We start from the raw sequence: 12,449 nt of genomic DNA on the forward strand, positions 1-12,449 counted from the left end.
CTGACACATGATACTTTCATCAGGGCATTTGACAAAATATCCACCTTCAACCAGGATTCCTCCCTTAAAACCTGGGTGTTCAAAATAGCAACCAACCTGGCTTATGATCACTTAAGAAAATCAAAGAGATGGCCGGCTGACGCCCAGGATCAGGGAGCGGTTTTAGCCATCGGCAGCGAAGACATTCAGCAGTCATTCGGGACCGTTCACCAAACCTCCAGTGCAGGGGCCTATGAAATGAAAGAGCACATTGACTTTTGTTTCACCTGCATCTCGAAAACCCTGCCCATAGAAAACCAGGTCGCACTGATCTTAAAGGACATTTACGATTTTCAAACCAAAGAAATATGCCTCATCCTGGAAAAAACTGAAGGCGTCGTTAAACATTTGCTGAACCTATCCAGAGATACTTTGACCAACGTTTTTGATCATCGTTGTGCCCTGGTCAACAAAAATGGCGTCTGCGACCAATGCAGTCAGCTGAATGGAATATTTAATCCCAAACAGGATCAGCAGGAGCAGCGAATGAAACTGGAACTGGTCAAAGAGTCCAATAAATTCAACCGGGCGGAACTTTTCATCCTGAGGACAAAGCTGGTAAAAGCTATTGACCCCCTGCATAGCTCAGGCGCAGACCTGCAGGATATTATTATGAGATGCACCAGGACGGCAATCGGTCAGGTAGACAACTTTTTTGATCAGAACCGGAATAAGGCAGACTAAAAGACATTAAGCTGGAGCCCCTTTCACTCTGCCAGTTTTTCAGTTAGCTCCCAAGCATTTAGAACATTTAGATGCTTGGGGGTTTTCTGTTGAGAACGCCTCTATTCATAAGGTATCCGCCTCCAGCACATCCTTGTATTTCAATTTCAAACTGATCACCCTCCCGCTGACCTGCTTTTCACTGAGTTCAATTTTCAGCACCTTGTGCCCCGGGAAAGTGAATTTCCTGAACACGTAAATATTCTGGTATTTCCGGCGAAAACTATGCTGCCCGAAAAGCACAAACTCAGGCTTCAGCTCAAAAGACTGTACTGTAGAAGCCTTATTGATCTTCTCATCCTCCACCTTAAACCGGACCTCCTCGGTATCGTACCTCAGGTTAGTGGTGTTCAAAAAAGCCACGTCAACAAAAATGTAATCCCCCAGAGTAGCCAAATTATTCACGTTTCCGGCTATTCCATAAGCCTTAGCATGAGCAATGTCATTCTGTTTCTTTTTAAACAGCATTTGAGTTGCATAGGTGCGAAGCTGGTTTTGAGATAAAGAAATGCCCGGCACCTCCAGCGGGCGGGAATGTTCGGGCAATACCTCAACCTCCGTTTGAAACTCCCTGCCCGCCTGATCAGCGACAAAGACCACCCGGTACTGGGCGATGAACTTCTCCCCGGCAATGGTGATCACCGCATCCGAAGGCTCAACAACAAAACTTTTTTTACCTGCCGAATCAGGCGCCCGCTTGATCCGCAGCACATTTTTCAGGGGCAGATCCCCAGCAATGGATTTGGTGGAAATATCCACGTACTGGATCGGCTCAGGAGAAAGAAAATGTATGGTAGCCAGTTCGGGCAATAAAACCACCGGCAATTTCTGCCCGTAAGAAGTCATGGCTGTAGCTAACAGTACAGCCACTAATAAAATTCTGGATTTCATAAATAAAGGATAAATAGTAAACGAATGATTAATAGTTCTTTTGCGCGTTCTGAAGCGCTTCGGGGTCGATCAGGTAGATATAGGAATTGTATTTGATCTTTGCTTTGTTCTTGCGGATCACCGAAGCAATAGCAGAAGAGGTGGACTGAAACACTTTATCGATACTGCTCATTAAAAACTGGTTCCCGGCATTGCTCCCCTGCAGGTTTACCCCCTGCATCGAATTCCCGCCCAGGTCTTTGGTGAATTCCCGGAAAGCAGATTCGGGAACATAGAGTCCCGGCAAACCGTCCGCATCATAGATGTCGAGCTTTACAGGCAGTATCTTACCCCCAAATAAAATCGACTGAACAGTAAGGGTAACCCTTTGATCCCCAAAACCAGAAATCAGCGCATACAAGTAGGTTCCCTTTTTAACCAAACAATTCCCAGCCCTGATGTCTTCCAACAGCCGCAGCCGAATCCTGGATCCCGCATACCCGGTGATGTTTTCATCAATCACCGCAGTAATAAAGCTTTCGGTCTTACCCGGCAGCAAAGTATTGAATACCCCAGAATACTCCCGTTCACGAATGACTTCCAGCTTAGGCTGGTTTTTACGCAGTTCCTCAATTTTCTTCAGTTCCCCCTGCCGAGATTGCTCCGCTTTATACTCCGGATCAGAAGCCTTACTCACGCTGTCCATGTACGCCATTTGAGCCTTGAACATTTCCATGGGATCCTTTTGATTTACTGGCGGCGGGGATTCATATACTGGAGCCGCATAGGTACCCTTACCTGCATTACCGCCAGAGTAAGTGCCCGCGTTACCACCAGCATAAGAACCATTTTTTAATGCTGCTAAAGCAGAACTGAGTTCCTGGTCATGCCTGGACATCCTGGTCATGCCCTGCTGCTGGGCAGACAGGCCGCTGGCATACGGCAAGCCGGTAGAACCAACCCCACTGAACCGCTCTTTCATCATCCGATCAATGGAATCCAGCTGCCCTTGCTCTTCTATTGGATTAACTGCAGAGTTCCCGTCCGCCTCTTTATACTGCTGGTTAAATGCATCCAGCTTATCCTCAAAGTCCCTTTTCTGGACTTCAGTAGAAACGCTTCCGATCTGATCCTGCATACCGGCCTTTTCTTTCACAGCAGCCACAGGCTCCCCGGTGTTCAGCCTGTACACATAAAAGAACAGGCACAAAAAAGGAAAGGCGATCAGCGGGATCACGTATTTGGGTTTTTTAAATCTATCTGGGATCATACTTATTGGCATTAATGGTGATTTGATGTAACCTGTCAATTGCTTTTTCCAGATGCAGGCTGTCTGCCGGGGTTAAGCTGCCTTTACCGATCAAAAATTCGATCTGCTTTTTTATAGCAATAATTTCCCGCAAAGCCCTGGTTTTCTCCATGATCTCAGAGATCCCGGCTTCCACGGGGTTGCGCTGAGCTCCTAAAGCTTCAGCAGGAGTTACTTTCTTTTCAGAATGCCGGAAGACAGTAAAAGAAAGCGCCATAGAAAACAGCATCAGTAAAACCATCAGTACAAATACCTGCCGGGGATATTTAACCAGCAAGGCGGATAAATAAGCCCAGGCCCTGTTAAAGTAAACCGCAAACTCTTTGCGGATCTCGGAAAACAGCGTATGCGACGGGTCTCTTTTAGAGTGAATTTTTCTGAACATTTTCTAAGTCTTTATTTTCAAGGGTTTTCCAGCCTGTGATCAGCAGGCCGTGTGGATTGTTATCACTGCGCGGGATGTCCTTCAGGTAGCCTTCAGTGACCAGCGAGCGCAGCAGTGTCGCGCTGCGCCGGTCAATTTTCAGCTTCCCGTAAAACCGGAAATACTTCCTGGGAATATCCAGCACAATAGAATCCGTTTCCAAAGTCAGCACCGAACTGGAGGAAAGGATGGAATTGAAATAACCCCGCTCTTTGAGGTTATTGAGCTGCTGTATACCGGATTCATCGATCAGGTACATCGCCTTTTTCATCTGGTACTGGATGTACTTGTCATCCGGGGTCAGCGAAAAAAAGATGGCGTGGAACAAATCGATGTGGGCGCGAAATTCTGCGGGCCGGTTCATCTGCACGTCCGTTTGACGGACCAGGATCGGAACATTATTGTCCAGGATATAAACGCTTTGCCTCGCATTAGCTACCTGTTTATAGGCAGAAAACAGTGACAAAGCAGAGATCAGTACAGAGGCCAGCAGGCTGCCGGCGGACACCAGCGAAGCCAGGCGGATCTTGCCTTCAATGCTTTTGATGAGCATAAAAAAGAATTACAAATAAGAGATGGAGCGTTTAATAAAAGAGAAATATCAATCAAAAGGCAGCTTGCTAAAAGAACTTGCCGGTGGCTTTCTTGGCCATCCCCACAACGGTAGAAGAACCACGGCCAAAGCTTGATGCAGCGGAAGTGATCCCCGAGGTGGAGATGATCCAGGTGGAAATACTTGGCACAGTGAACATACAGATCGCCCCGACAAAGAAAACAATGATCACTGTCCCAAAGGACAGGATCCCGTTGCCGGCAAAGACTGCCATTTTAGCCAGGCCGCCTTCAGTGCCTTCCGGACCGAGCAGTTCTTTATATTTACCGATCTCCGAGGTCATGGCATATTTCTGCATCAGCGCCATGATGTACATCACCAGGTAAGCGATCCCGGTGTACAGGTTCACCGCAATGAACCGGGCGATCCAGGTTGAAAAACTATCACGGAATGCAGGCAGGATACTGACCGCCACCGCAAAAGGGCCTAAAATGATCAGGATGCTCGAGTAAATGATCTGGATGATAAAGATCACGTACACCGCAATTCTCAGTATCCAGATGCCGATCAGCTCTAAAAGCTGGGTCATCAGCAGTTGCAGGCCGATAGCCATCCGGTTTTTCAGTTCGATCAGCGGGGTGACTACAGTAGAAATACCTTCCTTCACCGAACTGGTTACCGCATCCCAGGCCTGGCCGTACCAGCTGTCGGATTCCTTTTCAGCCACCTCGGTCTGCGCCTGGAAGGTATACAGCGCATTGGCCACCTTGTTCATGTAATCCGCCCTGGCAAAGCGCAGGTTATTCACGTTGCTCTGCTCGCTCCTATACATCTCCTCGGTTTTCAGCGCGATCAGATCAGTCGGAAAAGCGATCATTTTAGCGAAGGCACCCCACCAGAGGATCACCATCGTCAAACCAAAGGGGCGCAAAAGCGGCATCACTTCCAGCTTTTTATCCCCCGACATCATTTCATAAGATTTAATCGCAAAAAAGATGATCATAAAAATGGCGGCCAGGGCCTTGGCATCGGTAATGAACAGATCGAAATGGGTCCAGATCGAGTCCTTCATCCCTTTTAAAAAGACCATCACCCCTTCCTCATACACCCCATTGCCCTGCAGGAATTCCAGGGACTTTTTGTAATCAGGGGTTCCGGTCTGCGCATAAGACATACCAATACCGCTCAGCAGCAGGACTGCCGTTAATAAATACTTATACATAAGAAATTGATTTAAAGATTAACCCCGGCAGAAAATCCGGGCATAAAAAAACCGGATGGTTGATCCGGTCAGAATGATTAAAAATATTAGATGCTAATTTTATAGTATCGGCTCCTGCCTATTGTCCCAGAAGTACAAGATCATGATTTGATGCTCCGTCACTTTATAAAACATCGAACAGTTACCGTGTAAAACACATTTTCTGACATCCCGATCTTCATCGGCAACAGCATATAGGAAAGGATTTTTAGAAATCGCCTTGAGGCTTTTAGCGACCTTTGCTTTTAGTTTAGCTACAAAAGCATCGCCCCAACGCTCAGCAAGCTGCAAGGTCAATGCCTGGAAGGTTTCTTCTGATTCAGGAGAAAACCTAATTGGTAAACTCATAGATTATTTGAGGTGTTTATTACTGAACTCTGCCAGCGAAATGGATTCGCCCTGTTCAAACTGCTGCAAACTCTTATCAATACCTTTTAAAACATGATCAGGCAATTTAGTCTCTACTACCTGAGGCTCAAACTGAACTTTCAACGCTTTAAGCACAGCTTTAATCGTTTTCAATTGTTCGTTGCTTTCCGGATGTATCAGTATGCTTTCCATATGAACAAATATACAAATTCCTATGCTAAAAAGAATAATTGGAATGCCAATAAATCAATACTTTCGACTTTGAATCACTTGGTTAGCAATCTCTACATCTGAATCTGGATTCCAGTTTTGAATGGGTACCTGCCCCTGCTTTACCTTATCCCGCTCTCCCGTCAAATTGATCGATTTCATTCCATTCGCAGTCCTGGTCGCCCAGGTAGCAGAAAGCACCCTGTACTCCTGCAGCATCCGGTGATAAGCCAGGATCCGGGAACCCCGGTCCATGTCTGCTGTTCTGGCCCCATCTATCCGCTCCTTCAGCACTTCCAGTTCATGCTTGTACCAGCCGTACAAACCTTCAGACAGCACTTTAGCCCTAACCGCAGGGGCTAGCGGGTTTAACATCGAAGCAGGGGAATGTTCCATTACCGGCTTCAGCTCCTTATTGTAATACAAGATCCATAATGGATCAGCAGCAGACACAGCACCGCTGACATTGGCTATTTCCAGCAGTGAAGTGTTGCGAAGTGTATCCGCTTCCAGCTTATAGCCGTTACTCACTCCGTTCATCGTTCCTACCATGCCCAGCCGCTGCGACTGCGGTCCCCAGGCGACAAGCGGCCTGCGGTCGGTATCCGGGTAGTTGGGATGCAATCCCCAGGTCAGCCAGTAATAAGGGTTAAGCCCCAGAAAGCCCGAACCGGGTTCAAACTTCCCCCGGTCCCACTGCTTGTAAACCATGCGCTCCTGCTGGTAGATCATGGCCTTGTCTTCAATTGCCCTTTGGGCATAAGTGCATTGCAAACCAGTAAAAAGTGCAATTAAAAAAAATAATCTGTTCATAAATTTGTTTTTAAGGTGAACCGGCGGGCCGGCTTGAAAATTGATTAAGTAAATAATTTTATTTACCTTAGTAAAAAATCTTACTATGGCAACCAGGACGATTACAGCAAACTCCGCCGAAAAAAACAGCAGAAAAGACAAACCAGCAAATGCAGCTTTGGACTGGCTTGCCAGGTCATGGTCGAATTTTGATAAAATGGCCAGCGTAAAGACCGGCATCAGCAAAGACAGCCTGGTTTCTTTTAAGCAGGCCATCAACATTGATTACGATCACCTGTCCGTTGTGCTTGGAACTACAAAGACGACCTTACATAAAAAACAGGGAAAAGATACTTTCAGCCCATCGATCAGCGAAAAGGTGATCGCTTTAATGGATGTTTACAGCTTCGGCTACCAGGTTTTCGGTGACCATGACAAGTTCAATAAATGGGTTCAGACCGTTAACAGGGCATTGGGCAACCGCATCCCTTTAGAAGTGATGGATACGATTTTTGGAATCGATGAAGTCAAAAGCATTATAGGCAGGATCCAGCACGGAGTTTATTCTTAATCATGCTGGTATACCGTTTATCCAGAACCAGCTATGCAAGCGACCTGGAAGGAACCGGCGCAAAACTCTATGGCGGCCGCTGGAACAACAAAGGAACAGTACTGATCTATACCTCAGCCAGCCGCGCGCTGGCGGTTTTAGAATTCGCCTCCAACGTCGAACTGGAATTTCTTCCGGACGATCTAAGCGTTACTACTTATGAGATCCCTGAAAAGGATATCCTGACCGTTCCAGACAAAGACCTTCCACAAGACTGGGACCAGCTTCCAGCTCCCCAATCCGCCAAAGATTTCGGCAGCAGCTACTTTAAAGACCAAAAGATCCTCTGCCTCAGGGTTCCCTCGGTAGTGGTCCAGCAGGAATACAACTATTTGATCAATCCAGAATCCAGTAAATTTAAAGCGGTAAGAGTGATGAACATCTCTCCTTTTGAATTTGACAGCAGGATCAAAAAATAAGGCTACTGCTTTAATACTTTGACTCTCTGACAATATCTACAACGTACGGTATTGGGCCGGCAAATAGCCAGTGAGTTGTTTGAAAGTTTTAATGAAATGACTTTGGTCAAAAAAGCCACATTCCAATGCGATTTCGGTGAGGGTCATCTCTGAGGACTTGATCAAATAAAGTGCCCTGTCAACTTTCAGTTTACGCATATAGGCACCCAAGGTGCAGGAGAAATATTTTGGAAAATAATGAGATATGGTTCCAGGATGTACACCTGATTCGGCCGAGAGGTCCGATAACTGGAGGTTTTCGTTCCAGCGGTCATGGAGCAGGCTGTGAATCGTATAGATCCAGGGTGGCATCTTCTTGTCCGATTCCCAAAGTTTCGCCTGCCGCAAATAATGCAGCAACAACATATGAATCGAGGTTCCTGTAAAGGTGTCATCGGCACCGAGCTCCTGGAATACCTGCAGCATCAGGAATTTAGCGTCCGGCGTTTTATTGATCATCGCCGCAAAACTTTCTTCTTTCAACCCATATTGCTGAAAAAAAGCGTTGTCCATCTCCAAATTAATATGTGTGGAATTTTGCATATTGATGATCTGGTGCGGCTCTCCCGGCATATAAAAGGTTGCCTTTCCCGGCAACCGCTCATAAGAAGATTGTTTTTTCTCCGAACACCCCCCATTGAGCACAAAACTGATATGGGCATTAACATGGCAGTGCCAGGCGTCATTGAAAAGCGAGCAGTCATAAGTACTCACACTAGCGAGCATCTGCTCATCCCTGATCTCACGGATTACGCCTCCTACATATTCTCCTTTTTCTAATACCTGCATGTGGTCTGTTTACAAGGTTAAATTAGTCAAATTGTTTCGATAGCACAAACATGAATCTCATACTATTTTTTGGAGAACCGGTGACTTACTTTTGAATCATGAAACTCATTAATACAATCCTTATTCTTGGCGTGCTGCTGTCGAGCAACTCCGTAAGTCGCGCGCAGGGAACGGTTCGCAAAATGGACAGCGTTTTCAATTGGCAGGCTGAGCATGGAATGCTGATGGGCAACCTGCTAGTAGCAGACAAAGGAAAAGTGGTCTACCAAAGGTCCTTCGGCTATCAGGATCTAGAACAAAAGAAGCTTAATACAGACTCATCGGGCTTTGCCCTGGCATCAATTGCCAAAGTGTTTACCTCTACTGCGATACTCCAGCTAAAGGAAAAAGGAATGCTAAAGCTGGATGAACCCTTTAACAAATATTTCCCTGAATTTATGTTCCCTGATATCACCATCAGGCATTTACTGAACCATACCTCAGGACTTCCTGAATACGAACTGTTCGACTCACTGGCAAAGGCGAATCCTGATAAAATCTATAAAAATGAGGACATTATTCCCGCTTTAAAAGTCTGGCCAAAACGCCTGTATTTCAAGCCAGGAACGAATTGGCGCTACTCGAGTATGAACTTTTGTTTGCTGGCTCTGCTGATTGAAAAGCGCTCCGGGTTGACTTTACAGCAATATTTCTATGCTCATATTTTTGAACCTTCCGGCATGAAACAAAGCTATGTTGACAACCTGATCACCAGCCGGGCGAATAAATACCGTACGCAAAATTATCAGTTCCTTCCTCTTAAAGACAGCCTGGTCAATGTCAACAGTTTGCCGGGTGAACATCAGATGATTTACAATTACGGGGGCTTCAGCGGCCAGGGAAGTTTAACCAGCACAGTAAATGACATGCTTTTATTTGACAAGGCGTTTTTCAGCTATCGCCTGCTCAGCAGCCAATCTGTAAAAGAAGCACTGACTCCGTCAGTACTAAACAATGGTAAAAAAGCGAACACAATCGTCTTCGATGGATATGGACTTTCCTACTATGGTCTGGGCTGGTTCATACCAAAAGACACTACAGGTGGATTAACCGTTTACCATCCCGGAGGCAGGCCAGGTGTGGGTACTCAATATGCGCACAATATCAGCAAGGATCAGACCGTAATACTGCTTGGCAATATCAGTTCAGGAGAAGTTATTCCATCAGCTGTTTCTGCCCTTCGTATATTAAACAGAGTGGCACCCCTGGAGCAAAAAGTTTCTCTAGCAAGGATTTATGCCATTACCCTAGCTGGCAAGGGTAATCATGCTGCCCGCAAAATCGTGGACAGTTTAAAGTCGGATCAGGCCCACTACAATTTGCATCCCCAGGACTGGATTGACAGAGCTAAAGATCTTTTTACTGCTGGAAACAAAGAACTGGCTATGCAGGCCATAGAAACGGGGCTAACTGTCTTTCCGGCCGAATCAATAATGACTGAAGCCTATGGAGATGTATTGAGGCTCACCGGTCAAAAAGACGATGCAGCCTTGCAATACAAAAAAGCAATAGAGCAAGACAAGAAAAATAAGAATGCCAAAGAAAAGCTTGCCCGACTTCAAAAAGGATGAGTAACGTATCTAAAGACGTAAAAAGCGCAAAGAACAATTACTATTGTTTGAGGTATTTCGCCTCCCTGATGATGTCCTCAACATACCTGCGGTCCTGATTGATGAAATCCTGAAAAGGATTCAGCGACTTAACAATCCCCCGCTCCCGCGCCCAATACATCGCTTTCCAGCCGCCGTATGCCAGTGAACAAAGTAGTTGCAATTCCTGTGTGATCTTTCTGAGCAGCTGATCCCGGCTGTTGTAATCTGTCAGCACGTTACTGCCCTCTTTCAGCACAAAGCCTGGAACATCAGTAGCCAGCCGGACCGACCGAACCTTCATTTGGTTCCCAAATTCCTCCGCAAATAGCAACAGGTAAGGCTCACTCTGGGCCATCACCAGCATCTGGTTACTGTAATTCACCAGATCCGCAATGATCAATCCCATATCCCGAACTGCAATGCCGTTTTTTAAAGCGGAATTCACGTTTGATAAACTCTCATAGATCACCGTCTGGACCAGCACCACCGAACCCACATTCAGATTGATGGTCTGCAAATTCTTGTCGATCTTCTCCAGGTACTCATTATGCGTCAGTTCAGCCGCCTGGCGGGCAACCGCGTTTTCACTGACCGTTTTAAAATGTTTCTTGTCATAAACCACCCGCTGGGCGTCTGCCTGGTTCATCAGGCCCGCCGCCATTAAAAGGGATATCAAAGTATGCTGTGAGCTCATCATTATTACGAAAAAAAGGTTAGGAAAATATATCAGCCTGAAAGGCTGGTATTGTTCGGGATCGTTCAGTTCTGTTCATATCCGTACAGCAGACCAAACCAAAAACACCCTCAGAATACCACAAAGGCAGATTCACATATGGCATGAGCCTTGCAAACACCAATCTGGAATAGACGCCAAAAAATATAGTTTAGTTTTAGTTAAGGAAGGCTGGCTGCATCGGATGATGTACCAGCTTTTGTTTTTACTTCAAAAACGCGCATTGCGGATAATCTCCTGTACCAGTTCCTTATCCTTGTCAATGTAATTCTGAAAAGGATTCAATGAGCGCAGCATCCCGGCGGTGCCCATATACTGCATGGAATTCAGCAGCCCTGCTGAAATCTCCTGTATGCCGGAAAGTTCCGTCAGCACATAATCGAACAGTATTTTACGGTCTGAAGCTTTCATCTGGTTAACTGCGCCAATACTCACGCTCAGCCCAATTAGGTAATTCACCAGCGAACGAGATTTACTCACAAACTCAATCTCGGTGTGGTAAGCCATCCCGATCAGCGCAGGATTCTGCTGGGCCATCTGGTAGATCGCCAGCTGGTTTTGAACGATCCTGTTGACCATCGGCGTTGCCTGGATCCCGATGTTTGCCGCATTGATCACAGTTCCCAAAGCATGGTAACGCTGCTGCAATTCCCGGTATTTCATCTTCAGCCGGGCAAGCATCGTCTTGTTCTGCTGCTCATTGGCGGTAGTCACCGCCTGGCGATTCCGCGCCTCATTCTGCAGACTGTATTCTGATTTGGAAGCATCGACCAATTGGTGAATACCCGCGATGTTCAGTGCTTTTTTCTGTCCAAAACCAGAAAAAGTTGAAAGCAACAGAAAGGCATAAAAAAAAGGAAATGCAATATTCAAGTATTTCCAAATGGGCGCGTCTTTCATAAATTTTAGTATAAGGATTTGAGGGTTTGGTATAAGGAATACCATAGGTTAGTATAAAAAACGGGTGATTTGTATGATTACCGTTTAAGGTATTTTGCCTGACGGATCACATCATTTGCAATCTGCACATCGTTATTGATCCAGGTCTGCCAGGGATTGAGTGCCCGCCAGATTCCCTGCATTTTTGCCCAGTACATCGCCCGGTGCATACCATAAGCCATACCCCGTAAGATCCGAAGCTGTGAAGCGATATGATTCAGTAACTTCGCCCGCTCTCCGGCATCCATGAGGTTACTCGCACCGCCTCTAAGCGCAAATGAACTCACCTCCAGTGCTAAATTCGTCGCACGCAACTTAAACTCTCGGGCACCTTCTTCAGCAAACAGGAGCAGCACAGGGTTAGACCTGGCAATGCTCACCGCCTCTCCGACATCATTTACAATATCTATCCCGATGTCGGTGATCTCTTTCACGGTCGTCAGAGAATGCAGGATTCCGGAAACTTCAGAAAGGCCGCGATAAATCCGGTCCTGCAGATCATTTACGATGACCAACTGACCGGACACGGCCATTTGTCCGCGCTGGATCAAAGTCAGGTTGTTATTGGTTCGGTTGAGCTGGCCGTCGATGGTCGCACTGCCTGAATAAATCGCTGCTGAGGTCACCGGATCAACGTAAAGGGTTTGGGAGAATCCGTACAACGGAATGTGCACGATTTGGATGATAACTATGATAAAATATTTACACATTTGATTATTTTTAGTGAATGATAAAACCA

Annotated in this window: 16 protein-coding genes; 4 read left to right on the top strand and 12 right to left on the bottom strand. The window is 46.3% G+C overall.

The genetic code is table 11. From position 1 onward, the window contains the following. A partial coding sequence (locus tag VK541_RS20380; protein WP_324372304.1) for an RNA polymerase sigma factor occupies nt 1-723 on the top strand: 723 nt, incomplete at its 5' end. Nucleotides 724-828: 105 nt separating this feature from the next. Here the strand turns inward: VK541_RS20380 and VK541_RS20385 are convergent. The 8 genes from VK541_RS20385 to VK541_RS20420 form a co-directional block, all read right to left on the bottom strand. Next, nucleotides 829-1,653, bottom strand: coding sequence for a DUF4138 domain-containing protein (locus tag VK541_RS20385; protein WP_324372305.1), 825 nt, complete (start codon nt 1,651-1,653; stop codon nt 829-831). Between the two features lie 28 nt (nt 1,654-1,681). Beyond that, nucleotides 1,682-2,902 (bottom strand): conjugative transposon protein TraM, encoded by a 1,221-nt coding sequence (locus VK541_RS20390; protein WP_324372306.1) that lies wholly within the window; start codon nt 2,900-2,902, stop codon nt 1,682-1,684. Further along, nucleotides 2,889-3,326, bottom strand: a complete 438-nt coding sequence (locus tag VK541_RS20395) for a hypothetical protein (RefSeq protein ID WP_324372307.1) — start codon at nt 3,324-3,326, stop codon at nt 2,889-2,891. Before VK541_RS20395 ends, VK541_RS20390 begins: the two co-directional genes overlap by 14 nt. Beyond that, nucleotides 3,304-3,918, bottom strand: coding sequence for a conjugative transposon protein TraK (gene traK, locus VK541_RS20400; protein WP_324372308.1), 615 nt, complete (start codon nt 3,916-3,918; stop codon nt 3,304-3,306). Before traK ends, VK541_RS20395 begins: the two co-directional genes overlap by 23 nt. Before the next feature lie 67 nt (nt 3,919-3,985). After that, complete coding sequence (locus tag VK541_RS20405; RefSeq protein WP_324372309.1) at nt 3,986-5,140, bottom strand: plasmid transfer protein; 1,155 nt, start codon at nt 5,138-5,140, stop codon at nt 3,986-3,988. Between the two features lie 99 nt (nt 5,141-5,239). Further along, a complete protein-coding gene (locus VK541_RS20410; protein ID WP_324372310.1) occupies nt 5,240-5,527 on the bottom strand; it encodes a hypothetical protein in 288 nt (95 codons plus the stop codon). A 3-nt stretch (nt 5,528-5,530) separates the two neighbouring features. Next, nucleotides 5,531-5,740 carry a DUF2683 family protein gene (locus tag VK541_RS20415; RefSeq protein WP_324372311.1) on the bottom strand — a complete coding sequence of 70 codons (210 nt, stop codon included), beginning with the start codon at nt 5,738-5,740 and terminating at the stop codon, nt 5,531-5,533. A gap of 54 nt (nt 5,741-5,794) precedes the next feature. After that, nucleotides 5,795-6,571 carry a hypothetical protein gene (locus VK541_RS20420; RefSeq protein WP_324372313.1) on the bottom strand — a complete coding sequence of 259 codons (777 nt, stop codon included), beginning with the start codon at nt 6,569-6,571 and terminating at the stop codon, nt 5,795-5,797. A gap of 85 nt (nt 6,572-6,656) precedes the next feature. Here VK541_RS20420 and parS point away from each other — a divergent pair, with 85 nt between their 5' ends. Both parS and VK541_RS20430 read left to right on the top strand, forming a co-directional pair. Beyond that, nucleotides 6,657-7,121, top strand: coding sequence for a type II toxin-antitoxin system Xre/ParS family antitoxin (gene parS, locus VK541_RS20425; RefSeq protein ID WP_324372314.1), 465 nt, complete (start codon nt 6,657-6,659; stop codon nt 7,119-7,121). 2 nt (nt 7,122-7,123) lie between these two features. Next, complete coding sequence (locus VK541_RS20430; protein WP_324372315.1) at nt 7,124-7,579, top strand: RES family NAD+ phosphorylase; 456 nt, start codon at nt 7,124-7,126, stop codon at nt 7,577-7,579. 36 nt (nt 7,580-7,615) lie between these two features. On the opposite strand, the gene VK541_RS20435 is transcribed toward VK541_RS20430, so the two are convergent. Beyond that, nucleotides 7,616-8,407 (bottom strand): AraC family transcriptional regulator, encoded by a 792-nt coding sequence (locus VK541_RS20435; RefSeq protein ID WP_324372316.1) that lies wholly within the window; start codon nt 8,405-8,407, stop codon nt 7,616-7,618. Between the two features lie 98 nt (nt 8,408-8,505). Here VK541_RS20435 and VK541_RS20440 point away from each other — a divergent pair, with 98 nt between their 5' ends. Then, nucleotides 8,506-10,017 (top strand): serine hydrolase, encoded by a 1,512-nt coding sequence (locus tag VK541_RS20440; RefSeq protein ID WP_324372317.1) that lies wholly within the window; start codon nt 8,506-8,508, stop codon nt 10,015-10,017. A 40-nt stretch (nt 10,018-10,057) separates the two neighbouring features. On the opposite strand, the gene VK541_RS20445 is transcribed toward VK541_RS20440, so the two are convergent. The 3 genes from VK541_RS20445 to VK541_RS20455 all read right to left on the bottom strand — a co-directional run bounded on the left by VK541_RS20445 (nt 10,058) and on the right by VK541_RS20455 (nt 12,420). Then, a complete protein-coding gene (locus VK541_RS20445; RefSeq protein WP_324372318.1) occupies nt 10,058-10,735 on the bottom strand; it encodes a hypothetical protein in 678 nt (225 codons plus the stop codon). A gap of 246 nt (nt 10,736-10,981) precedes the next feature. Further along, nucleotides 10,982-11,671, bottom strand: coding sequence for a hypothetical protein (locus VK541_RS20450; RefSeq protein WP_324372319.1), 690 nt, complete (start codon nt 11,669-11,671; stop codon nt 10,982-10,984). Between the two features lie 77 nt (nt 11,672-11,748). Continuing rightward, nucleotides 11,749-12,420 (bottom strand): hypothetical protein, encoded by a 672-nt coding sequence (locus tag VK541_RS20455; protein WP_324372320.1) that lies wholly within the window; start codon nt 12,418-12,420, stop codon nt 11,749-11,751. Nucleotides 12,421-12,449 lie beyond the last annotated feature (29 nt).

It is taken from the genome of Pedobacter sp. (assembly GCF_035317785.1).
Taxonomy (GTDB): Bacteria; Bacteroidota; Bacteroidia; order Sphingobacteriales; family Sphingobacteriaceae; genus Pedobacter.